This window comes from Stenotrophomonas sp. TD3 (assembly GCF_001939825.1).
Lineage (GTDB): Bacteria > Pseudomonadota > Gammaproteobacteria > Xanthomonadales > Xanthomonadaceae > Stenotrophomonas.
In genome coordinates this window covers 1,309,736-1,330,954 of sequence record NZ_MOYM01000001.1, presented here as the reverse complement: position 1 = coordinate 1,330,954, position 21,219 = coordinate 1,309,736, and the positions used below count along the sequence as shown (strand labels likewise).

Below are 21,219 nucleotides of genomic sequence, written 5' to 3'. Positions count from 1 at the left end.
TGTGGCCACCTTCAGTCCACCGCGACGGTCTGCAGGATCGCCCGCGCCAGTGCCGGCCCGGAGCTGGATTCGGCCTCCGCCACCAGTCGATGGCCGGCCACCGCCACGAACAGGGTCTGCACGTCTTCGGGCACCACATGCCCACGGCCGAGCAGCAGCGCATGCGCCTTGGCCGCGCGCAGCAGGGCCAGCCCGGCGCGCGGCGACAGGCCCACGCGTACGCCGGCATGCTGGCGGCTGCGGGTCAACAGTGCCTGCACGTAGTCGATCAGCGCGTCGCTGGCATGCACCTGGCCAACCGCTTCACGCAGCGCTCGCACCTGGGTGTCGTCCAGCTTCGGCACCGCGCGCGCGATCAGGTCGCGACGATCACTGCCACGCAGCAGCTCGCGCTCGGCCTGCGCGCTCGGGTAGCCCATCGCCAGCCGCAGCAGGAAACGATCCAGCTGCGAATCCGGCAACGGGAAGGTGCCGGACAGGTCGACCGGGTTCTGCGTGGCGATCACGAAGAACGGGTCGGGCAGCGGATGCGTCTGTCCATCCAGGGTGACCTGCTGCTCGGCCATCGCTTCCAGCAACGCGCTCTGCGTGCGCGGTGGCGCGCGGTTGATCTCATCGGCCAGCAGCACATGCGTGAACACCGGGCCGGGGTGGAACTGGAACTGGCGGCTGCCGGCTTCGTACACCGACACGCCGAGCACATCAGCCGGCAACAGGTCGGAGGTGAACTGCACGCGCTGGAAGCTGAGGCCGAGGCTGCTGGCCAGTGCATGCGCCAGCGTGGTCTTGCCCAGGCCGGGCAGATCCTCGATGAGCAGGTGGCCGCCGGAAAGCAGGGCGACAAAGGCCAGCCTGACTTCCGGCACCTTGCCCAGCACCAGTGCGTTCACCTGATCCTGTGCCTCCCGCAGGGCCTGGCGCAGTTGATCGGTTAGCATGCTGGGATTGGGGGACGAGGCTGGCATGATCGTCTCAGGTCTGGAATCCATTCGATTATCCATAGAGCAATGCAAGGCGAACAGCGCGCGCGGACAATATTTCTCTGGTTATGGACGCTGATCACAGCGGCCAAGCTGGTGGTGGCTGCGCGCCTGCCGCTGTTCGTCGATGAGGCGTTCTATTGGCAGGAAGGCCAGCACCTGGCCGCTGCCTATTCCGACCTGCCGGGGCTGACGGCGTGGCTTGCACGCCTGGGCGTGGAGATCGGTGGCCATCATGTGCTGGCATTGCGCCTGCCGTTCCTGGCCATCGGTGCGCTGCTGCCGTTGCTGGTGGCGCGCATCGCCACACGCTGGTTTGGCAACGTCGCAGGGTGGCAGGCGGGCAGCCTGACCCTGCTGATGCCGCTGTCAGCCACGCTGGGCCTGCTGGCCGTGCCGGATGTGCCGATGGCACTGGCCGCAGTGATCTGCCTGCATGCAGGTGCGCGCCTGCTGCACAACGTGGATGCGTCGTCGGCGATGAAGCTCGCGCTGGGCCTGCTGATCGGTGCGCTCAGCCACTACCGTTTCATCGGTGTCATCGGTGTCGGTTTCATTGCGCTGCTGGCGCTGCCGCAGGGCCGCCGCATGCTGGCCGACCCGCGCGTGTGGGTGGCGCTGGCGGTGGGTGTACTGGCCTGGCTGCCGTTGCTGGCCTGGAATGCGGACAACCACGATGCCGGCCTGAAGTTCCAGGTGGTCGAGCGCCACCCGTGGACGTTCGAATGGGACGGACTGTGGTTCCTGGTGATCCAGCCGATGCTGGTGACGCCGATCCTGTGCATCGCGATGTGGAAGGTCGCCCTGGCCGGTACCCGCAGCGGTGGTGGTGCGCGGGTGCAGTGGCGCTATTTCGGCCTGGTGGGCGGGGTGTCGACGCTGGGCATCTTCCTGCTGGGCTTCTTCACCGATGTCGAGCGGATCAGTTTCCACTGGCCGTTGCCGGGTTACCTGGCGCTGCTGGTGGCGGTGCCGGTGGTCCTCAACGGCTGGCCGCGCTGGCTGCGTCGTACCGGCTGGTGGCTGGCGGCTGCCGGCACCGTTCTGGCCTTCGGCTACTACCTGATGGCGTCCACGCCGGCGCTGCGCGAGCAGATGGCCGGCAGCAAGTACTACCCGCGCAACTTTGCCGGCTGGCAGCCGCTGGCCGTGGCGGTGCGTGACGAATTGCGGCAGATGCCGCCGGGCACGCGTGTGCTGGCGGGCAACTTCAAGGTCGGTGCCGAACTGGGCTTCCAGCTCGGCAACGGTGATATCGAGGTGTTGCCACATCCGCTCAACGACAAGCATGGGCGGACCGCACAGCTGGCGCAGTGGGACCTGCTGCACGAAGGCCCGCGCAGTGCGCCGATGCTGCTGGTGCTGTCACCCAGCGACCAGCGCTACCGCGATCTGCTGGCGCGCTATCACGCCATCTGCGAGCAGGTGGGGCCGTTGCCGGCGCCGCGCGTGGTCAGCAGCGATCATGGTTTCCAGCGCTTCCTGCTGTTCCGGCTGCCGGTGCAGCGCGCGCAGGGGCCCTGCGTGACGCCGGCGATGGCCTGGCTGGATGCGCCGTCCAACGGTGAGAAGGTCTCCGGAACGCTCGCCATCAAGGGCTGGGCATTCAAGGATGGCGTCGGATTGGCACGCATCGAAGTGCTGGTCGACGGCCGTCCGATCGGTGATGCCCGTTACGGGCGCGTGTTCGACATCCGCCAGGCCTGGCCGGACAGTACCGACCCGCAGCATCCGGCGGTGGGCTTCGACGCATCGCTGGATACCACCACGCTGGCGCCGGGGCGGCATTGGCTTGGCCTGCGCCTGCACGGGCGCGACGGCAGTGTGGAGGAATGGCAGGATCAGCCGTTCGAAGTTCGTTGAGGCTTCTGCTTTTGTAGCGTCGAGCCATGCTCGACTGCTTTTCCAAAGACAGTCGAGCATGGCTCGACTCTACAAAGAGCGCGGCTGAGCATGGGCTCGACGTTACAGTTCAGGGCACCGCGTACCCCGCCTGCCGAAGCAGTCCGCACAGCGCGATCAGTGGCAGGCCGACCAGCGCGGTCGGGTCGCGGTTGTCGATGGCCTCGAACAGACTGATGCCCAGGCCCTCGCACTTGAAGCTGCCGGCGCAGTCCAGTGGCTGCTCGGCGGCGACGTAGCGGGCGATTTCCTGCGGGTCCAGCACGCGGAAGCGCACTTCGGTCAGATCCAGGGCGGCGAGGGATTCTCCATCCCGCCTGAGACTGATCGCCGTGTGGAAGCGCACCGTCTGCCCGGACATCGCAGCCAGCTGCGCACAGGCCGCCTCGACCGTGCCCGGCTTGCCCAGCGGCTGGCCGTTCAGGTCGGCCACCTGGTCCGAGCCGATCACCCAGGCGCTGGGGTAGCGGTCGGCCACCTCGGCGGCCTTGGCGGCGGCCAGGCGCGTGGCCAGGGCCAGCGGAGCTTCCCCATTCAGGGGAGTCTCATCCACGTCCGGGCGTGCGCAGTCGAAGGGCAGGCCCAGCCGTTCCAGCAGTTCACGGCGGTAGCGGGAGGTGGAGGCCAGGACCAGTGACATGTGACAATACCGGGGCAGGGCGCGGCAGTCTGGCCCCTCCACGGCGGCAGCGGCAAGTCCTGTATGGCGGGCATTTGACAGCGGGCGGCGCGATCCTTAGTATTCAGCGGCTTATGTCCGCGAACGTGCCCGAAACGCTGGATGCCTGGCGGATGGTTGTAGCGCGAAGGCGCTTCGACGGTCAGGTCTCCCTGGCTGAATTGACCCGCCTGCAGGGGTTGGTCGCAGATACCGACGGCGAGTGTGTTTACTCGCTTGAATTCGGTCGCGACGACGTCTTGCGGGTATCCTATGTGGAACTGACCATCGACACCGCGTTGCCGCTGACCTGTCAGCGCAGCATGCAGCGATTCCTGTTGCCGGTGAAGGTGACCCAGAGGCTTGGCCTGATCCGCGACGAGGACGAGGAATCGTCCCTGCCGGAGGAATACGAGGCGTTGCTGGTGCCGGAAGACGGCCAGCTGCGTCCGTTGGACCTGGTCGAGGACGAGTTGGTGCTGGCAGTGCCGGTTGTGCCGCTGTCGCCCGACGGTGAGGCAGTCGACAAGGACTGGGCACCGAGCGAAGAAGAAACGAAGAAGGCCAACCCGTTTGCGGCGTTGGCAGCACTGAAGAAACAATAGCAGCCGGATTGTCGTCGGCGGCTGCGGCGAAAGCGAAAGTGTGCTGGGCGCTGGCGTCCTGCGCGACGATACGACGAAGCAAATCGAACCGAGTTTGGAGCAATCCCATGGCTGTGCAGAAATCCCGTGTCACCCCGTCCCGCCGCGGCATGCGTCGTGCCCACGACGCCCTGAGCGCCAAGCAGCTGTCGACCGACCCGACCACCGGCGAAGTGCACCTGCGTCACCACATCACTGCCGACGGTTTCTACCGCGGCAAGAAGGTCATCCAGACCAAGACCTCGGCCGTCGAAGAAGATTGATGTGCCGGGAAGGCCGCTGCCTCCGGGCAGCGGCCTTTGCCTTCTTTCCCGGGCGTGCCGGTGATCGGCGGCCCGCGCAACAGGAAACATGATGAGCAAGCGGATCTATTCGAGGATCGCGGGCACCGGTAGCTATTTGCCGGAAAAAGTCCTGACCAACGCCGACCTGGAAAAAATGGTCGAAACCTCGGATGAGTGGATCCAGTCGCGCACCGGAATTCGTGAACGGCACATCGCGGCCGAAGGCGAAACCACCAGCGACCTTGGCTACAACGCCGCCCTGCGCGCGCTTGAAGCCGCAGGCATCGATGCCTCGCAGCTCGACATGATCGTGGTCGGCACGACCACGCCTGATCTCATTTTCCCGTCCACCGCGTGCCTGATCCAGGCCAAGCTCGGTGTGGCCGGGTGCCCCGCCTTCGACGTCAACGCGGCCTGTTCGGGCTTCGTGTTCGCGCTGGGCGTGGCCGACAAGTTCATCCGTTCCGGCGACTGCAAGCACGTGCTGGTGATCGGCACCGAAACGCTGACCCGCATGGTCGACTGGAACGATCGCACCACCTGCGTGCTGTTCGGCGATGGCGCCGGCGCTGTCGTGCTCAAGGCCGACGAAGACACCGGCATCCTCAGCACCCATCTGCATGCCGATGGCAGCAAGAAGGAGCTGCTGTGGAACCCGGTTGGCGTTTCGACCGGCTTCAAGGACGGCGCCAACGGTGGCGGCACCATCAACATGAAGGGCAACGACGTGTTCAAGTACGCCGTCAAGGCGCTGGACTCGGTCGTGGACGAGACCCTGGCCGCCAACGGCCTGGACAAGTCCGACCTGGATTGGCTGATCCCGCACCAGGCCAACCTGCGCATCATCGAAGCGACCGCCAAGCGCCTGGACATGTCGATGGACCAGGTCGTGGTGACCGTCGACAAGCACGGCAACACCTCGTCCGGCTCGGTGCCGCTGGCGCTGGACGCCGCCGTGCGTTCGGGCAAGGTCGAGCGCGGCCAGCTGCTGCTGCTGGAAGCCTTCGGCGGCGGCTTCACCTGGGGTTCGGCCCTGTTGCGCTATTGATAGTGCAAGTTACGACAATGTGAAGCTTTGTCGTTGCGGCCCCTCTGGGGCCGTAACGCGTTTAAGGAGGACCTGTCATGGTTGAGCCCATCGTCATCGAAGGGCAACGTGCCTGGCTGAAGCAGTACGGCAAGGGAAGCCGAGCAATGGCCCTGGGCCTGCTCAATTTTGTTGCCCGCCGTTTCCATCTCGATGCCCTGCGCCCGCCGCCGCACCGCGGTGGCGACGCCGCACGCGAAACCGAAGCCCGCCGCCTCGCGGAACTGCAGGCACAGGGGGTGAACGTGCCTGACGTCCTGGGCACCGGTCATGCCGCGCTGGTGATCGGCGACAACGGCAGCTCGTTCAATACCTGCCTGCGTAGTGCCGATGAGGCCGGGCGCGATCGGCTGGTGATGGCGGCGATGCAGGCCATTGCCGAAGCGCATGCCCGTGGTGCCTATTTCGGCCAGCCGTTGCCGCGCAACCTCACCTGGGATGGCGAGAAGGTCGGCTTCATCGACTTCGAGGAAGATCCGCTGGAAGTGATGGATCTGTCCGAAGCGCAGGCCCGCGACTGGCTGATGTTCGGTTACGGCGTGGCCAAGTACTACGCCGACCGCCCCGAGCACCTGCAGGCGATGATGGCCGAGGCGATGGGCGATGCCCAGGCGCCGGTGCGCGAACACGTGCATGCGGTCAGTGGCCGCCTGCGCAGCCTGGCCCGGGTCTGCATGAAGCTGGGTCGCTCGGCGCGCGCGCTGGCCCATTCGATCTTCATCACCCATGGCGCCAGCACCACCGGCGTGCTGATGCTGGTGGGCCTGTGCGTGGATTTCCTCGCCGACGGCGATCTGGACGTCCTGCAGCTGTTCTGCTGATGGCTGATAGGGGTCAGATCCCTTTTCCTGCGGAAAAGGGATCTGACCCCGTTGCGCTTGCCCGGCCGCCCACCATACGCGTGCATACGCGCACGTACAGACGACACGGCATGTTCCCCCTTATCATGGCCCGCTTCGATTGCAACAAGCGGATGACCGCGTGACCGTATCCACCCTCGCTTTTGTCTTCCCCGGCCAGGGCTCGCAGTCTGTGGGCATGGTGGCCGAGCTGGCCGAACTGCACCCGCAGGTGCGTGAAGCCTTCACCGAGGCATCCGATGGTGCCGGCGTCGACCTGTGGGCGCTGTCCCAGGGCGGCCCGGAGGAAATGCTCAACCGTACCGAATACACCCAGCCGGCCCTGCTGGCCGCAAGCATCGGCGTGTGGCGCGCCTGGAACGCCGTGGGCGGTCCGCGCCCGTCGGTGCTCGCCGGCCACAGCCTGGGCGAGTACACCGCCCTGGTCGCCGCGGGCGCACTGAGTCTGCATGACGGTGCGCACCTGGTGCGCCTGCGCGGGCAGCTGATGCAGGAAGCCGCACCGGCCGGTGTCGGCGCCATGGCCGCCGTGCTCGGCGCCGAAGACCAGCTGGTGCTGGACGTCTGCGCCGAAGCCGCAGGCAGCCAGGTGGTGGTGCCGGCCAACTTCAATTCGCCGGGCCAGATCGTGATCGGTGGCGACGCCGATGCGGTTGACCGTGCGCTGGCGCTGCTGGCCGAAAAGGGCGTGCGCAAGGCCGTGAAGCTGGCCGTGAGCGTGCCCTCGCACACACCGCTCATGCGCGAAGCCGCCAACCGCCTGGCCGAAGTGATGGCCGGCCTGTCCTGGCAGGCGCCGCAGCTGCCGGTGGTGCAGAACGTCGACGCCCAGATCCACAGCGGCATCGACGCGATCCGTACCGCGCTGGTCCAGCAGCTGTACCAGCCGGTGCAGTGGACCGGGTGCGTGCAGGCGCTGGCCGCCCGTGGCATCACCCAGATCGCCGAGTGCGGCCCGGGCAAGGTGCTGACCGGCCTGGTCAAGCGCATCGACAAGGCCATCGATGGCCGTTCGCTGGCCACGCCGGGCGACTTCGAAGCCGCCCGCGAGGCATGGTCGGCCTGATTTCCCTGTTCCTGCCGACCGTACCGGTGGCCGCTGCAAGCGGCATGTGTACGGCGGCCGTCCCAGCCTGAGGAAAACATCATGAGCAAGCCCCTGCAGGGTGAAATCGCACTGGTCACCGGCGCCAGCCGTGGCATTGGTGCCGCCATCGCCGATCTGCTGGCCGCCCAGGGCGCCACCGTCATTGGTACCGCCACCACCGAATCCGGCGCTGCCGCGATCGGTGAGCGCCTGGCCGCCCACGGCGGTCACGGCCGCGCGCTGAACGTCACCGACGCCGCCGCGCTGGATGCCGTGCTGGCGGACATCGCCAAGGAATTCGGCCCGATCTCGATCCTGGTCAACAACGCCGGCATCACCCGCGACAACCTGCTGATGCGCATGAAGGACGAGGACTGGGCGTCGATCATCGACACCAACCTGACCAGCGTGTTCCGCACCAGCAAGGCGGTGATGCGCGGCATGATGAAGGCGCGCAAGGGCCGCATCATCAACATCGCATCGGTGGTGGGCGTGACCGGCAATGCCGGCCAGGCCAACTACGCCGCGGCCAAGGCCGGCATCATCGGCTTCAGCAAGTCGCTGGCCAAGGAAATCGGTTCGCGCGGTGTCACCGTCAATGTTGTCGCACCTGGCTTCATCGACACCGACATGACCAAGGCGTTGCCGGAAGAAGCGCGTACCGCGCTGATCAACGACATCGCCCTCGAACGCCTGGGTTCGCCGGAAGACATCGCCCATGCGGTGGCCTTCCTGGCCGGCCCGGCTGCCGGTTACATCACCGGCGAAACCCTCCATGTGAACGGCGGCATGTACATGCCGTAAGCAAGGGGCGCAGGGATTGCGCCGCAAGTGGTTGATCTGCGAAGGTTTTTGCTGCAATGCAAGGCCGCGCCGGTTTCCACTACACTATCCCACGGCCATCGCCTTTGATGGCGACCACTTTTGAACCACAACTCCATCTGGAGCGAGATCCCATGAGCACCATCGAAGAACGCGTCAAGAAAATCGTCGTCGAACAGCTTGGCGTCAAGGAAGAAGAAGTCACCAACAGCGCATCGTTCGTCGATGACCTGGGCGCTGACTCGCTGGACACCGTTGAGCTGGTGATGGCCCTGGAAGAAGAATTCGAGTGCGAGATCCCGGACGAAGAAGCCGAGAAGATCAGCACCGTGCAGGCCGCCATCGACTACATCAAGGCCCACGTCAAGGCCTGATGTCAGACGGCAGTGCGCGCGCGGGCCCATGCTCGCCGCGCACCGCACCCCATGGGGCCGCAGTTGCGGCCCCGTGTGTTTGAGCATCACACCGAAGCAAACCGAGTTGCCCGTTGAAATCAGCCGGGTCAGGAGAATCAGCAATGAAGCGTCGCGTCGTCGTAACCGGCCTGGGTATCGTCTCGCCGTTGGGCAATGATCTGGCCAGCAGCTGGGAAGGCATCACCCAGGGTCGTTCGGGCATCGGTCCGCTGACCAACGTTGCGGATGCCTACCTGGATCGGTTCACCACCAAGATTGCAGGTGAGGTCAAGGGATTCGACATCACCGCCGACAATGAACTGTTCGGCAAGTTCCGGGTCAGCGGCAAGGATGCCAAGAAGATGGACCCGTTCATCCATTACGGCCTCGGTGCCTCGTTCATGGCCCTGCATGACTCGGGCCTGGACATCACCGACGCCAATGCCGAGCGCATCGGCGCCATCGTCGGCGCCGGCATCGGCGGCCTGCTCGGCATCGAAGAGCAGACCATCGAGTTCCACGAGGGCAAGAAGATCTCGCCCTTCTACGTGCCGAAGACCATCATCAACATGCTGCCGGGCCAGCTGAGCATCATCACCGGCCTGAAGGGCCCGTCGTTCTCGGCGGTGTCGGCATGCGCGACCTCGAACCATTCGATCGGTACCGCGATGCGCATGATCCAGTACGGCGATGCCGACGTGATGGTGGTCGGTGGTGCCGAACGTGGCTCGTCGCCGACCGCACTGGGCGGCTTCTGCGCGATGAAGGCCATGAGCACCCGCAACGACGCCCCGGAACAGGCTTCGCGCCCGTGGGACAAGGACCGCGATGGCTTCGTGCTGGGCGACGGCGCCGGCATCCTGATCCTGGAAGAGTACGAACACGCCAAGGCGCGTGGTGCGAAGATCTACTGTGAACTGGCCGGCTTCGGCGCCAGCTCCGACGCATACCACATGACCGCACCGAGCGAGAACGGCGAAGGCGCCGCCCGCTGCATGGTCATGGCCATGAAGGACGCTGGCGTGACCCCGGAACAGGTGGGCTACCTCAACGCGCACGGCACCTCCACGCCGCTGGGCGACCTGGGCGAAACCATGGCGATGAAGACCGCCTTCGGCGACCACGCCTACAAGATGATGGTCAGCTCCACCAAGTCGATGACCGGCCACCTGCTCGGCGCTGCCGGCGGCGTGGAAGCAATCTTCTCGGTGATGGCGCTGCAGGACAACGTCATCCCGCCGACCATCAACCTGCAGCAGCCGGGCGAAGGCTGCGACCTGGACTACGTGCCCAACGAAGCGCGCCAGGCCAAGGTCGACGTGGTGATGTCGAATGGTTTCGGCTTCGGCGGCACCAACGGCACGCTGATCTTCAAGCGCGTCTGACCGAGTTGTAGCGGCGAGCCATGCTCGACTCCGCCGTTGTGTAGAGTCGAGCCATGCTCGACTGAACGTGCATTACGCACGAGGAGGCCGCCGCAAGGCGGCTTCCGTGCATCTGAATCCCCGAACTGGCTGCCATGACCCACGCACCGCTGATCCACCCGCTGCCGCACCCGATCGATCTGCTGGCCCTGCAGCAGCACGACCCGGCACGCTTCCCGCTGCTGATGGAATCCACCGCTTCGGGCACCGCGCAGGGCCGCTGGAGCCTGCTGCTGGCCGCGCAGGGCGACAGCCTGCGGCTGGATGCCGATGGACAGGTGCGCGACCAGCACGACGCGGTGCACGCCGGCAGCTTCCTGCAGGTGCTGGACCGTGCCTGGCAGCGCGAACGCCTGCCGCATGACGGCAGCCACAGCCTGCCGTTCCGCGGCGGCTGGGCGTTGATGCTCGATTACGAAGTGGCCAGCCAGATCGAACCGGTGCTGCCGGCGCGCGCACGCGAGGACGGCCGCCCGACTGCGCTGGCGCTGCGCTGCCCGGCCGCGGTGCTGCACGACCATCACAACGAGGCCAGCTTCGTCATCGCCGAAGCCGGCGAGCAGGCGTTGCCGGGTGCGCTCGTGGCACTGGCCTCGGCCGCGCTGCCCGAAGCCGGGCAGGGCTGGCAGCCGCCGCAGTCGGTGGGCGAGGATGCGCCGCAGCGCTTCACCGACGGCGTGCGCCGGGTGATCGAGTACCTGCGTGCCGGTGATGTGTTCCAGGTGAACCTGTCGCGGCGCTGGAGCGCGCAGTTCGCCGCGCCGGTCAGCCCGCAGGCGCTGTACGCGCAGCTGCGCCGTGCCAACCCGGCACCGTTCGCCGGCCTGTTCAGCTCGCACGGCCGCCATGTGGTCAGTTCCTCGCCGGAGCGGCTGGTGTCGGTTCATGCCGGCCACGCGCAGACCCGCCCGATTGCTGGGACGCGTCCGCGCTTCGAGGGCGACGATGATGCCGCGCGCATCCAGGAGCTGGTCGGCCACCCGAAGGAGCGTGCCGAGCACGTGATGCTGATCGACCTGGAACGCAACGACCTGGGCCGCATCTGCCTGCCCGGCACCGTGGTGGTTGATGAGCTGATGACGGTGGAGAGCTACGCCCATGTGCACCACATCGTCAGCAATGTCAGTGGCCATCTGCGCCCGGAGGTCACGCCCGGCGAGGTGATCGCCGCCACGTTCCCCGGTGGCACCATCACCGGCTGCCCCAAGGTGCGCTGCATGCAGATCATCAGCGAGCTGGAGCAGGTGCCGCGCGGTGCCTACACCGGTGCCTTCGGCAGGCTGAACCGCGATGGCGACCTGGACCTGAACATCCTGATCCGCACCGCCGAAGTGGATGGCCACGAGGTGAGCTTCCGCACCGGCGCCGGCATCGTGGTCGACTCGGATCCGGACAAGGAACTGGACGAGACCCGCGCCAAGGCCCGCGGCCTGCTGCGCGCGCTGGGCCAGCAGGGCTAGGCGTATTCCGGTAGTGCCGGCCGCTGGCCGGCAACCCCATTCCCCCACGGTGGGTGCCGACCGTTGGTCGGCACGGAGTCCTCCATGGCCGTTCATCCACGCATGGCGTGGATCTACTGATCGCCGCGCCAGGCATGGATTGTGGTGGGTGCCGACGGTGGGTCGGCACAGGCGCATGCCCCCGGTCATGACCCCAATCCACCGGCACGGTATCCTGCACGACGGAATCGAGTTCAGAGGTAGTCCATGGCGGGAGCCAAGCGCGGGTGTCTGTTCGTGGTAACGCTGGTGGTGGTGCTGGCCGCCGTCGTGGCCGGCGCGGGCGCGTGGTTCTTCTACCAGCAGACCCGGTTCGCCGACGCCCCGATCACCCCGACCGCCGAGAGCATGGTCATCGCCAGTGGCGATGGCATGAACAGCGTGCTGCGCAAGCTGCGCGATGCCGGTGTGGATGAAGGCCAGGACGCGCAGTGGCAGCTACTGGCGCGCCAGCTCGATGCCGCCGGCAAACTGAAGGTGGGCGAGTACGCGCTCAGCGCCGACCTGACTCCGCGCGAGCTGCTGCTGCGCATGCGCGCCGGCAAGGTGCTGCAGCACCGTGTCACGATCGTCGAGGGCTGGAACATCCGCCAGCTGCGTGCCGCGCTCAAGCGCGCCGAGCCGCTGCTGCACACCACCGATAATCTTGATGACGCCGCGCTGATGCAGCGTCTCGGTTTCGGTGGCCAGCATCCGGAAGGCCGCTTCCTGCCGGAGACCTACGTTTACCAGCGCGGCGACAGCGACCTCGATGTGCTCAAGCGCGCCCACTCCGCGATGGAAAAGGCGCTGGATGAAGCCTGGGAAAGCCGCGCGCCGGACCTGCCGATCAACACGCCGTACGAACTGCTGACGATGGCGTCGATCATCGAGAAGGAAACCGCGTTGGCCAGCGAGCGCCCGCAGATCGCGGGCGTGTTCATGCGCCGCCTGAAGATCGGCATGCGCCTGCAGACCGACCCGACCGTGATCTACGGCATCGGTGCTGCGTATGACGGCAACATCCGTCGCCGCGACCTGACCACCGATACGCCCTACAACACCTATACCCGTGCCGGCCTGACCCCGACCCCGATCGCCATGCCCAGCCGCGATGCACTGATGGCGGCCGCGCAGCCGCTGTCGGGCGACGCGCTGTACTTCGTGGCTGTGGGCGATGGCAGTGGCGCGCACGTGTTCTCGCCCAGCCTGGACCAGCACAACGCCGCAGTGGCCCGCTACCTGCAGCAGCTGCGCCAGCAACGTACCAAGGAGACCCCGGCGCAATGAGTCCCGCGCTGCTTCGCCATCCGCGTTTCGTCAGCCTGGAAGGCGGCGAGGGCGCGGGCAAGACCACCGCCATCAATGCCATCCGTGACTGCCTGCGCAGCCATGGCCATGAGGTGGTACTGACCCGCGAGCCGGGCGGAACGCCGCTGGCCGAGCGCATCCGCGGCCTGGTGCTGAAGCCCGATGCCGAGATCGCCGCCGAACCGCTCAGCGCCGAAGCCGAGCTGCTGCTGGTGTTCGCCGCACGCGCGCAGCACGTGCGCCAGGTGATCCAGCCGGCGCTGCAGCGCGGCGCCTATGTGCTGAGCGATCGCTTCACCGATTCCAGCTATGCCTACCAGGGCGGTGGCCGTGGCCTCGATCCGCAGTGGATTGCCGACCTGGAGCGCCGCGCGGTCGGCCTGCTGCCGGGCCTGACCCTGCTGCTGGATGTGGATGTGGCCGTCGGCCGCGCACGCGCTAACGGGCGCGACCTGTGGCCGGACCGCATCGAGAGCGAGCAGGACGATTTCTTCCAGCGCGTGCGCGAAGTGTTCCGCAGCCGCGCACAGCAGGATCCGCAGCGCTTCGCACTAGTCGACGCTGGCCAGGTGCAGGAACGCGTGGCGGCCGATGTGGTCGCGTGCGTCGAGCGCTGGCTGCAGGGCGGGGAGGGCGCATGAGCACGTTCTCGCCCTGGCAGCAGCGCGCGTTCGACCAGACCGTGGCGGCGCTGGATGCTGATCGGCTCGGCCATGGCCTGCTGATCTGCGGCCCGGCCGGGCTGGGCAAGCATGAGGTGGCGCTGGCCTTGGCCGACCACGTGCTGGCACGCGGCGATGCTGCCCATGCCACGCGCACGCGCCAGCTGATCGCCGCCGGCACCCATCCGGACCTGCAGCTGGTCAGCTTCATTCCGAACAAGAGTGGCGACAAGCTGCGCACCGAGATCGTGATCGAGCAGGTGCGCGAGATCACCAACAAACTGGCGCTGACCCCGCAATACGGCGTGGCGCAGGTGGTGATCGTCGACCCGGCCGATGCGATCAACCGCTCGGCGGCCAATGCGCTGCTGAAGACGCTGGAAGAGCCGCAGCCCGGCCGCTACCTGTGGCTGATCAGCAGCGACCCGGCACGCCTGCCGCAGACCATCCGCAGCCGTTGCCAGCGCCTGGAATTCAAGCTGCCGCCGCAGCACGAAGCGCTGGCCTGGCTGCAGCAGCAGGGCCACAGCGAAGCATCGGCGCGCGAAGCGCTGGACGCGGCGCGCGGCCACCCCGGCCAGGCCGACAACTGGCTGCGCGAAGACGGCCTGAGCCTGCGCCGCGACGTGGGCCGCGATCTGGAACAGCTGGCCGCCGGCAAGACCGGCGCGGTGGAACTGGCGCAGAAGTGGTGTGGCGATGACAACGCGGCGCTGCGCCTGCGCTTCGCTGCCGACCTGGCGCTGGCCCAGGCCAGCACCGATGCCTTGACCACGCCGGAGCGATTGCACAAGCTTGCAGCCTGGTTCGATGCGGCCAACCGCACCCGCGACCTGCTGCGCACCACGGTGCGCGCAGACCTTGCGGTGGTCGAGTTGCTGCTCGCCTGGAACAAGGTGAACGAGCGGCCTGCCGCAAGGGGAAATCGATGAGTGCCAGCAACGCCCGCCAGGGCATCCTGTCCCTGGCTGTGAAGGACAAAGCCGCGCTGTACAGCGCGTACATGCCGTTCGTGAAGAATGGCGGCATCTTCGTGCCCACGCCCAAGCGCTACTTCCTGGGCGACGAGGTGTTCCTGCTGCTGACCCTGCCCGATTCCAGCGAGCGCCTGCCGGTGGCCGGCAAGGTGATCTGGGTGACCCCGGCCGGCGCGCAGGGCAACCGCACCGCCGGCATCGGCGTGCAGCTGGCCGACGGCGCCGAAGGCGAGGGCGTGCGCCACAAGATCGAGACCCTGCTGGCCGGCCTGACCGGTTCGGACAAGCCGACCCATACGATGTGATCTCGGTAGAGCCGAGCGATGCTCGGCTGCTTGCCCCGAAACGCCCGTGACGCCGCCCCTCTGTAGAGTCGAGCCATGCTCGACTGCCGCCCTCGAAAACACCCGTGAACACGAATGTGAAAAACTGTTGACGGCCTCTGAAAAGCCCCTATAATGAGCGGCTCAGCAACACACCGGGCGGTTAGCTCAGCGGTAGAGCATTGCCTTCACACGGCAAGGGTCACAGGTTCGATCCCTGTACCGCCCACCATGTTGCAGAACGAAAGAAGCCTCCAGCAATGGGGGCTTTTTTGTTGCCTCGCATAATCAGCGAGGCCTTGCGCCAGCCGGCACCAGGGCATCACCCAATCCATCCTGTGCAGCCCGCGCGATCTGGCGTGCGGCAACGATCAAGCCGTCCCGGTGGAAGTCGCCGAGTTGATCCTGTGGATCGCCAGCCAGGCGTGCACGTTCGGCGGCATGTAGGAGATCCAGTACGGCATTCAAAGCGGCCAGCGAGCGGTCGAGCGATCCGAAACCTGTGGCGCTGAGTGCCTGCGGGGTGCATACGCGTCCGGCCTTGTCGTCACCGGCGCGGATGGCGTCGAGGCAGGACAGGAACGTTGGGCGCGAAGGCGGCAGCAGTTGCTCCGCCAGTGCGCATTCGATCTCACGCGCAAGGTCCTCGGGCACGTCGGCGGCGACGTCGCCGATAAGCGCGTGCAGGCGGGGATGGATGGCGGTTTGGTTGGTCATGGCGAAACCCTCACTGGCGTAGGGCCACCTTCCGGAGTGAAGGTGGCGGACGGTGCGGGTTGGCGTGCCAAGGCAAACAAGCTTCAAGGGAGAAGAACGCCTGGCGGATCTTGCGATCCCCACGCACCGCCCGCCATTGAGGGCAGTCGATGCATTCTCTCAACTGCGATTTCTCTCGCAGTCCTTGAAGCCTGTTCGTTTATTCGAGACGCCAATCCCGGCCAAGGCGTCTTGCCTCGGCGCGGCGATCTTCAGGCCGGGCAATCACATCGGTCTGTAAGGAAAATTCTCAACTGTCCCTAGGCTGGCCAGGCGTTTCCCGTTGTGTGTCGTCCGACACCTGCGAGTAGTGCCGCCCGTCACTGATGGCGCACATCGCCGCCCCTACCGATCGTGCATATGACGACTCCAGAGGGATACCACCACGGCAATCGCGTCACCCCGCGCGGCGGAGGCGGAACCGTGCCACGGATCGACGCATAGGGTTCCATCCCTGCGCTGTCCCGCCGCCCCGGGCAGGCGTAGTCTCAGCCCGTTGCCGTGCCCATCCACTCTGGAGTGCCACCATGCCGCTCGCCCGCATCGATCTTCGCAAAGGTAAATCCGCCGACTACCTGCAACGCGTCGGCGAAATCATCTACCAGGCCATGCGCGCGGTGGGCGTGCCGGAAAACGATCGCTTCCAGATCTTCCAGGAACACGCGCCCGGCACGCTGATCTACGACCCCGGCTACCTGGGCGTGGACCGCACCGATGACTTCATCTGCATCCAGATCACCTGGAACGAGGGGCGCACGTTGGAGCAGAAGAAGGCGCTGTACCTGGGCATTGCCGAGGGCCTGCAGGCGGCAGTGGGTATCCGCCGCGAGGATGTGTTCATCAATCTGGTGGAAGTGAAGAAGGAGAACTGGTCGTTCGGGAACGGGCAGGCGCAGTACGTGAGTTGATGCGGGAACGGCGTCTGCGCCTGACGCGGTTTGCTCAGGCCATGCGCGGCGATGCCTGCTGTTGTGCCTGTTGTTCGTCCTGCGCCAGCCGGCTTGCGTCGCGGAATTGCTGCTGCACGTTGGCCTGCTGATACAGCGTATTCGCGTCGCCCTGCTGCGTATCGAGCAGGGACAGGCGCTGGCGATTGGCGGCAGGGTCCGGCGAGGCGGTGTCGCCGCTGCGATGCAGGAATACGTAGCCGGGTACCTCGGCGGTGCTGTTTGAACTGAATGCCACGTGCAGCGTGTCCTTTTCGCTGAAGCCGGCCTGCACCGCCGCGTGGGTTATATGGCCGGCCAGTCGTTCGTGCTCCTGCCCGGCAGGCAGTCCGCGCTGTTCGCCGGTCTGGGCGAGCGCAGCACGCACCTTCTGGTCCAAGGCGTAAAGGCTATGCCCCGGCGTGCGCGCATCCGCAGCCAGACGCTCGCCCAAGGAGCCATCAATGCCATCGGTTTCGCTGAGCAGACGCTGCTTCAAGCTGCGCTCGGGCAGGGGATGGGTGATGGTGCGGTTGAGTTCGCTGTTGGGGAAGGGCGGTTCAATGCTGTCCACGCCATGGATGTTGCGCAGCGGACGATAGCCGTCCTTGCCCTGTGACTGGACGCCCAGCGGAATGCGGACGTCTGGCAGCAATTGGCCAACAGGGCCGCCGATGCTGTTCACGTCCAGGCTCTGCTTGCGCTGGATACCAGCATGATTCAATGCGCCCCAGGTGAAGTCCACGCAGTTGTGGCGCACGTCGGCATAGTGCTTGCTGAAGCCGTGCGCCACTGGATCGTCGCCGAACGCTCTGAGCTTGTTGTACTGAGCTTCGGTGATTTCCAGAGAGCGCGTGTAATGCGGGTTCTTGTAGGTCTTTGCATCGTTGTCCACGATGTCACCTGGGCCATTCATGCTGCCGTGCTCGATCGGTGCAAAGCCGTAGCTTGCCGGATCCTTTCCCGGTGCTCGAAGGACGTAGAACATGTGTCCCGGCCCGGACGTCTGCGCCGAGCCATCAGGATTGCACAGCGGTTGCTGCGTAACGGGGTGGAGAAGCGGTGTTCCCGGTGCCGCAATGACGATATCGACGATGTAGCGTGGCTTGTCCATGTGCGTGGTGATCCTCCTGGAAGGTGTACGAAGGCGCTGCGCTACTTGGCGAGCGGACGCGATTCGTGAATCAGTATCCTGGCGCTTGCGCCACGAAGTGGTGCGATGTCTTCAACCGTGCTGATCTGTACGCGGTAGCGACTTTGCGCCTGCAACGGCAGCAGCGCGACATGGAGTCGATAGGCCCCACCGCTGCCTCGTTGGGTCTGGGCGTAGTTCAGTCCCTTACCGCGGTGCCAGTCTGGCAGAGGCTGGCCAGATTGCGACTGTGCGATCTGATACGCGTCGGGGCTTGCCAGCGGCTGCCAAGTGCCGCCGGACCATTGCTGAAGTCCTACGCGTAAAGGAATGTGCAGGTCGCGCGGAGAAGCAGCATCTGGCGATGAGGAAACGTGCTGCAGATCCAGCTCCACCGCATATGTGTGGTAGCTGGCAAAATTGCGCGCCGTGGTTTCGAACTCGAACTGCACCTGCTGGCCGGGCGCGTCCACGGCGATGGGCTGTGAGAGTTCCAGCGGCTCTGGCGGTGGGGGCGGCCCCTTGTCGGCGCAGGCGGCAAGCAGCGCGGTCAGGCCGATCAGGCTGATGCGCAGCGGGTGTGTGATGCGGGTGGTCATGCGGATCCCTCTGGCTCCTTGCCGTGGCCATTTGAACCCTAACGTTGGCGAGGCGGAGCCTGCAAGCGCCGGGACCGCGGTGCGGTGCATTCACATGTCGCCGCGCGAGGCGAGCCCCTGCGTCACCGTGTCGCAGGGGGTAAACCCTGAACGGGGTCCAAGGTTGGCTATGGCCCCGTAGAATGGCGGCGTGCGCCGTTCTGCTCTCCACCGCCGGTTCCAGGCCCTGGCATGGCTTGCCATGCTGCTGGTGCTGCTCGCCCCGCTGGTGAGCCGCTGGCTGGCGCACGGTCACGTGGCTGCCGCTGTACCGGTGGCAGCCGTGGATCACGCGATGCACGCAGAGCATGCGCAGCACGCGATGGAAGGGCACCACGACCATCACGCGATGGCGATGCCGCACGGCGAGGCCGCAAAGAAGCCGGCCGTCGATCCACACGCCGATCATGAGATGGGCGTGGATTGCGATTACTGCCTGATCGCAGCGCGGTTGATCACCCTGCTGGTGGCGGCAGTACTGCTGCTGGCGCCGATGGCACCGGTATGCCGCGCGCTGCGCGGTGCGGTGCGGGCGTTGCCGCAACGGATCAGCGGCACATTGGGAGCGCGTGGGCCGCCAGCCATGATGGCCGCCTGAGCCGCACGCGCGTTGCATTGAACATTTTTCCATGAGGTTGCCGGCCACGGCCGGTGCCCGCACGCGCGTGTTTGTCCCTTTCTGATTGCTGCCCTGCCATTGCGGGGTGGCCTTGCATGCCGTGAAAAAAATGAAAACGAACCCCAACTCCGCGCGCCCGCGCCGGGCGACGCTGCCTGTCCTGTGCGCGTTGCTCCTGCACACCGCCCCCGTACTTGCCGCTGATGCGGCACCCCCGACCACGCTGGATACCGTGCGGGTGGTCGATACCCGCAGCGGCGAGCTGTCCTCCACCGCCAGCGCAGGCTCTGCGTTGGGCCTGAGCGTGCTGCAGACACCGGCCAGCCTGACGGTGATTTCGCGCGAACAACTGGAGCAGCGCGGCGACAGCAACCTCAACGATGCGATCAGCCGGGCCGGTGCGATCAGTGCGATGCCGCACCCGGGCAACGGCCTGAGCGCGCTGTCCAGCCGCGGCTTCACCGACGGTGCTTCGGTGATGCGGCTGTACGACGGGCTGCGCCAGTACGGTGGCGTGGGCATTACGTTCCCGTTCGATACCTGGTCGATCGAGCGCATCGAAGTGCTGCGCGGCCCGGCCTCGGTGATCCATGGCGACGGTGCGATCGGCGGCGTGATCAACATCGTGCCGAAGAAGCCCTCGCGCGGTGCTATCGAAAACGAGATCAGCGTGACCGTGGGCAGTGAGGACACCGCGCGCTTGGGCTTCGGCAGTGGTGGCGCGCTGACGCCCGAGCTGGCCTACCGGCTGGATGTGAGTGGCAACTACAGCGGTGGCTGGGTTGACCGTGGCCGCAACAACGATGCGACGTTCTCCGGTGCGTTGCTGTGGCAGCCGCGTGCGGACCTGCAGCTGACGCTCACCCATGCGCAGGGCTATCAGCAACCGATGCGCTACTTCGGCACGCCGCTGGTCGAGGGCCGCCAGCTGGAGGCGCTGCGCCACCGCAACTACAACGTGGACGACAGCGAGATCCGCTACCGCGACCGCTGGACCCAGCTTGATGCGCTGTGGACACCGAACGCGAACGTGGAATGGCGCACGCGCCTCTACCAGATCGACAGCCAGCGCGACTGGCGCAATGCCGAGGCCTATGTCTACAACCGCGCTACCGGCTTGATCGATCGCTCGGGCAATACCGAGATCACCCACAACCAGGACCAGACCGGACTGACCTCGACGCTGCGTGTGCAGGGAACGGCGGGTGGCCTGCAGAACAACTTCGCGGTGGGCCTGGACGCGAACCGCGCGCACTTCAAGCACACCAACAACACCTACGCCGGCAGCTCAGGCCCGGTCGATCCGTTCGATCCGGTGCCGGGCCAGTTCGCCAGCGATGCGCCGAACCTGCCGCGCTACCGTAACCGTGCCGAGCAGTACGCGCTGTTCGTGGAAGACCGGTTGGCGCTGAGCGAGCGCTGGTCGGTGCTGGGGGGGCTGCGCCACGATCGTGCGCGCATCGACCGTACCGATCTGATCAGCGGCCAGAACGCGTTCTCCAAGACCTACAGCAGTACCGGCTGGCGTGCAGGCACGGTATTCGCGCTGCAGCCGACGCTGAGCCTGTATGCGCAGTACTCGCAGGCGGCGGACCCGGTCAGTGGCCTGTTGATGATCAGCCCAGCCAACGGCGCCTTCGACCTGGCCAAGGGCCGGCAGATCGAGGTGGGCCTGAAGCAGGCCTTCGATGGCGGCGAGTGGACGCTGGCGGCGTACCGCATCCGCAAGACCGGATTGCTCAGCCGCGACCCACTGGCGCCGGACCGCCGCGTGCAGGTGGGTGCGCAGACCTCGCGCGGTATCGAGGCGTCGCTGAACTGGAGCGTCGCGCCGCACTGGACGCTGGATGCCAACGCCACGGTGCTGAAGGCCGAGTTCGAGGACTTCCTGGAAACTACGGGTTCGCCGCCGATGCTGGTGTCGCGCGATGGCAACGTGCCGCCGAACGTGGCCGAGCGCCTGGCCAGTGTGTGGTTGAGCTGGCAGTTCGCGACGGACTGGAGTGCGGCGGGTGGCGTTCGCTATGTCGGCAAGCGCTACGCCGACAATGCCAACACGCTGGAGTTGCCCGGTTACAGCACCACCGACCTGGCGCTGACGTGGCAGGCAGCACCGCGCACGCGATTGTCCGCGCGGCTGTTCAACGTGTTCGACAAGGCGTACTACGCCACCGCGTACTACACCAGCACGCAGTGGCTGCTGGGTGCGGACCGTCGCGTTGAGTTCACCGTCGACCATCGCTTCTGAGGACGC

Annotated in this window: 22 protein-coding genes and 1 tRNA gene; 18 read left to right on the top strand and 5 right to left on the bottom strand. The window is 66.4% G+C overall.

The window, feature by feature from the left end:
- Positions 1 to 11: 11 nt before the first annotated feature.
- Positions 12 to 965, bottom strand: coding sequence for a MoxR family ATPase (locus tag BKE09_RS06305; RefSeq protein WP_014036185.1), 954 nt, complete (start codon positions 963 to 965; stop codon positions 12 to 14).
- 42 nt (positions 966 to 1,007) lie between these two features.
- Here BKE09_RS06305 and BKE09_RS06300 point away from each other — a divergent pair, with 42 nt between their 5' ends.
- Complete coding sequence (locus BKE09_RS06300; RefSeq protein WP_075675198.1) at positions 1,008 to 2,843, top strand: glycosyltransferase family 39 protein; 1,836 nt, start codon at positions 1,008 to 1,010, stop codon at positions 2,841 to 2,843.
- A gap of 109 nt (positions 2,844 to 2,952) precedes the next feature.
- On the opposite strand, the gene BKE09_RS06295 is transcribed toward BKE09_RS06300, so the two are convergent.
- Entirely contained in the window at positions 2,953 to 3,522 is a 570-nt protein-coding gene (locus tag BKE09_RS06295) for a Maf family nucleotide pyrophosphatase (RefSeq protein WP_075675197.1), read from the bottom strand.
- A 113-nt stretch (positions 3,523 to 3,635) separates the two neighbouring features.
- Between BKE09_RS06295 and BKE09_RS06290 the strand changes: the two genes are divergently transcribed.
- From BKE09_RS06290 to BKE09_RS06225, 14 genes are all read left to right on the top strand, one after another.
- Positions 3,636 to 4,145, top strand: a complete 510-nt coding sequence (locus BKE09_RS06290) for a YceD family protein (RefSeq protein ID WP_049404889.1) — start codon at positions 3,636 to 3,638, stop codon at positions 4,143 to 4,145.
- 107 nt (positions 4,146 to 4,252) lie between these two features.
- Positions 4,253 to 4,447 carry a 50S ribosomal protein L32 gene (gene rpmF, locus BKE09_RS06285; protein ID WP_004154640.1) on the top strand — a complete coding sequence of 65 codons (195 nt, stop codon included), beginning with the start codon at positions 4,253 to 4,255 and terminating at the stop codon, positions 4,445 to 4,447.
- Between the two features lie 91 nt (positions 4,448 to 4,538).
- Positions 4,539 to 5,516: a beta-ketoacyl-ACP synthase III gene (locus BKE09_RS06280; RefSeq protein WP_049443384.1), complete on the top strand. Its 978-nt coding sequence runs from the start codon at positions 4,539 to 4,541 to the stop codon at positions 5,514 to 5,516.
- Between the two features lie 77 nt (positions 5,517 to 5,593).
- Positions 5,594 to 6,376, top strand: a complete 783-nt coding sequence (locus tag BKE09_RS06275) for a serine/threonine protein phosphatase (protein ID WP_075675196.1) — start codon at positions 5,594 to 5,596, stop codon at positions 6,374 to 6,376.
- Positions 6,377 to 6,536: 160 nt separating this feature from the next.
- Positions 6,537 to 7,481: an ACP S-malonyltransferase gene (gene fabD / locus BKE09_RS06270; protein ID WP_014036190.1), complete on the top strand. Its 945-nt coding sequence runs from the start codon at positions 6,537 to 6,539 to the stop codon at positions 7,479 to 7,481.
- 81 nt (positions 7,482 to 7,562) lie between these two features.
- Positions 7,563 to 8,306 carry a 3-oxoacyl-ACP reductase FabG gene (fabG, locus tag BKE09_RS06265; protein ID WP_049421577.1) on the top strand — a complete coding sequence of 248 codons (744 nt, stop codon included), beginning with the start codon at positions 7,563 to 7,565 and terminating at the stop codon, positions 8,304 to 8,306.
- A gap of 152 nt (positions 8,307 to 8,458) precedes the next feature.
- Positions 8,459 to 8,698, top strand: a complete 240-nt coding sequence (gene acpP, locus BKE09_RS06260) for an acyl carrier protein (RefSeq protein ID WP_005415509.1) — start codon at positions 8,459 to 8,461, stop codon at positions 8,696 to 8,698.
- A gap of 143 nt (positions 8,699 to 8,841) precedes the next feature.
- Positions 8,842 to 10,104, top strand: a complete 1,263-nt coding sequence (gene fabF / locus BKE09_RS06255) for a beta-ketoacyl-ACP synthase II (RefSeq protein ID WP_014036191.1) — start codon at positions 8,842 to 8,844, stop codon at positions 10,102 to 10,104.
- A 134-nt stretch (positions 10,105 to 10,238) separates the two neighbouring features.
- On the top strand, positions 10,239 to 11,603 hold the full coding sequence (locus tag BKE09_RS06250) for an aminodeoxychorismate synthase component I (protein WP_075675195.1): 1,365 nt from the start codon (positions 10,239 to 10,241) through the stop codon (positions 11,601 to 11,603).
- Positions 11,604 to 11,849: 246 nt separating this feature from the next.
- Positions 11,850 to 12,911 carry an endolytic transglycosylase MltG gene (gene mltG / locus BKE09_RS06245; RefSeq protein ID WP_075675194.1) on the top strand — a complete coding sequence of 354 codons (1,062 nt, stop codon included), beginning with the start codon at positions 11,850 to 11,852 and terminating at the stop codon, positions 12,909 to 12,911.
- A complete protein-coding gene (tmk, locus tag BKE09_RS06240) occupies positions 12,908 to 13,573 on the top strand; it encodes a dTMP kinase (RefSeq protein WP_075675193.1) in 666 nt (221 codons plus the stop codon). The genes mltG and tmk overlap by 4 nt, the downstream gene beginning before the upstream one ends.
- Positions 13,570 to 14,526 (top strand): DNA polymerase III subunit delta', encoded by a 957-nt coding sequence (locus BKE09_RS06235; protein ID WP_075675192.1) that lies wholly within the window; start codon positions 13,570 to 13,572, stop codon positions 14,524 to 14,526. The genes tmk and BKE09_RS06235 overlap by 4 nt, the downstream gene beginning before the upstream one ends.
- On the top strand, positions 14,523 to 14,876 hold the full coding sequence (locus BKE09_RS06230; protein WP_005412452.1) for a PilZ domain-containing protein: 354 nt from the start codon (positions 14,523 to 14,525) through the stop codon (positions 14,874 to 14,876). Before BKE09_RS06235 ends, BKE09_RS06230 begins: the two co-directional genes overlap by 4 nt.
- A 175-nt stretch (positions 14,877 to 15,051) precedes the next feature.
- Positions 15,052 to 15,126: transfer RNA gene (locus BKE09_RS06225), tRNA-Val, on the top strand.
- Between the two features lie 56 nt (positions 15,127 to 15,182).
- On the opposite strand, the gene BKE09_RS06220 is transcribed toward BKE09_RS06225, so the two are convergent.
- A complete protein-coding gene (locus BKE09_RS06220; RefSeq protein WP_075675191.1) occupies positions 15,183 to 15,611 on the bottom strand; it encodes a hypothetical protein in 429 nt (142 codons plus the stop codon).
- A 566-nt stretch (positions 15,612 to 16,177) separates the two neighbouring features.
- Here BKE09_RS06220 and BKE09_RS06215 point away from each other — a divergent pair.
- The gene (locus BKE09_RS06215) at positions 16,178 to 16,558 is read left to right on the top strand and encodes a tautomerase family protein (protein ID WP_075675190.1); all 381 of its coding nucleotides are present in this window, start codon (positions 16,178 to 16,180) and stop codon (positions 16,556 to 16,558) included.
- 34 nt (positions 16,559 to 16,592) lie between these two features.
- Here the strand turns inward: BKE09_RS06215 and BKE09_RS06210 are convergent, their stop codons facing one another.
- Together BKE09_RS06210 and BKE09_RS06205 are read right to left on the bottom strand one after the other, a co-directional pair.
- Positions 16,593 to 17,690 (bottom strand): XVIPCD domain-containing protein, encoded by a 1,098-nt coding sequence (locus BKE09_RS06210; RefSeq protein ID WP_075675189.1) that lies wholly within the window; start codon positions 17,688 to 17,690, stop codon positions 16,593 to 16,595.
- A gap of 41 nt (positions 17,691 to 17,731) precedes the next feature.
- The gene (locus BKE09_RS06205) at positions 17,732 to 18,307 is read right to left on the bottom strand and encodes a hypothetical protein (RefSeq protein WP_075675188.1); all 576 of its coding nucleotides are present in this window, start codon (positions 18,305 to 18,307) and stop codon (positions 17,732 to 17,734) included.
- A gap of 241 nt (positions 18,308 to 18,548) precedes the next feature.
- On the opposite strand from BKE09_RS06205, the gene BKE09_RS06200 reads away from it, so the two are divergent.
- Positions 18,549 to 18,944, top strand: a complete 396-nt coding sequence (locus BKE09_RS06200; protein WP_075675187.1) for a DUF2946 family protein — start codon at positions 18,549 to 18,551, stop codon at positions 18,942 to 18,944.
- Positions 18,945 to 19,074: 130 nt separating this feature from the next.
- Positions 19,075 to 21,213 carry a TonB-dependent receptor gene (locus BKE09_RS06195; RefSeq protein ID WP_075675186.1) on the top strand — a complete coding sequence of 713 codons (2,139 nt, stop codon included), beginning with the start codon at positions 19,075 to 19,077 and terminating at the stop codon, positions 21,211 to 21,213.
- Positions 21,214 to 21,219 lie beyond the last annotated feature (6 nt).

Excerpts from the sequence above, each read along its gene's own strand:
- acpP (WP_005415509.1), top strand. The coding sequence starts at position 8,459 with ATGAGCACCATCGAAGAACGCGTCAAGAAAATCGTCGTCGAACAGCTT.
- BKE09_RS06280 (WP_049443384.1), top strand. The coding sequence starts at position 4,539 with ATGAGCAAGCGGATCTATTCGAGGATCGCGGGCACCGGTAGCTATTTG.
- BKE09_RS06210 (WP_075675189.1), bottom strand. The coding sequence starts at position 17,690 with ATGGACAAGCCACGCTACATCGTCGATATCGTCATTGCGGCACCGGGA.
- BKE09_RS06195 (WP_075675186.1), top strand. The coding sequence starts at position 19,075 with ATGAAAACGAACCCCAACTCCGCGCGCCCGCGCCGGGCGACGCTGCCT.
- BKE09_RS06295 (WP_075675197.1), bottom strand. The coding sequence starts at position 3,522 with ATGTCACTGGTCCTGGCCTCCACCTCCCGCTACCGCCGTGAACTGCTG.
- fabG (WP_049421577.1), top strand. The coding sequence starts at position 7,563 with ATGAGCAAGCCCCTGCAGGGTGAAATCGCACTGGTCACCGGCGCCAGC.
- BKE09_RS06220 (WP_075675191.1), bottom strand. The coding sequence starts at position 15,611 with ATGACCAACCAAACCGCCATCCATCCCCGCCTGCACGCGCTTATCGGC.
- BKE09_RS06250 (WP_075675195.1), top strand. The coding sequence starts at position 10,239 with ATGACCCACGCACCGCTGATCCACCCGCTGCCGCACCCGATCGATCTG.
- BKE09_RS06275 (WP_075675196.1), top strand. The coding sequence starts at position 5,594 with ATGGTTGAGCCCATCGTCATCGAAGGGCAACGTGCCTGGCTGAAGCAG.
- BKE09_RS06215 (WP_075675190.1), top strand. The coding sequence starts at position 16,178 with ATGCCGCTCGCCCGCATCGATCTTCGCAAAGGTAAATCCGCCGACTAC.
- mltG (WP_075675194.1), top strand. The coding sequence starts at position 11,850 with ATGGCGGGAGCCAAGCGCGGGTGTCTGTTCGTGGTAACGCTGGTGGTG.
- BKE09_RS06200 (WP_075675187.1), top strand. The coding sequence starts at position 18,549 with ATGCTGCTGGTGCTGCTCGCCCCGCTGGTGAGCCGCTGGCTGGCGCAC.
- BKE09_RS06235 (WP_075675192.1), top strand. The coding sequence starts at position 13,570 with ATGAGCACGTTCTCGCCCTGGCAGCAGCGCGCGTTCGACCAGACCGTG.
- BKE09_RS06230 (WP_005412452.1), top strand. The coding sequence starts at position 14,523 with ATGAGTGCCAGCAACGCCCGCCAGGGCATCCTGTCCCTGGCTGTGAAG.
- rpmF (WP_004154640.1), top strand. The coding sequence starts at position 4,253 with ATGGCTGTGCAGAAATCCCGTGTCACCCCGTCCCGCCGCGGCATGCGT.
- BKE09_RS06305 (WP_014036185.1), bottom strand. The coding sequence starts at position 965 with ATGCCAGCCTCGTCCCCCAATCCCAGCATGCTAACCGATCAACTGCGC.
- fabF (WP_014036191.1), top strand. The coding sequence starts at position 8,842 with ATGAAGCGTCGCGTCGTCGTAACCGGCCTGGGTATCGTCTCGCCGTTG.
- tmk (WP_075675193.1), top strand. The coding sequence starts at position 12,908 with ATGAGTCCCGCGCTGCTTCGCCATCCGCGTTTCGTCAGCCTGGAAGGC.
- BKE09_RS06290 (WP_049404889.1), top strand. The coding sequence starts at position 3,636 with ATGTCCGCGAACGTGCCCGAAACGCTGGATGCCTGGCGGATGGTTGTA.
- BKE09_RS06205 (WP_075675188.1), bottom strand. The coding sequence starts at position 18,307 with ATGACCACCCGCATCACACACCCGCTGCGCATCAGCCTGATCGGCCTG.
- BKE09_RS06300 (WP_075675198.1), top strand. The coding sequence starts at position 1,008 with ATGCAAGGCGAACAGCGCGCGCGGACAATATTTCTCTGGTTATGGACG.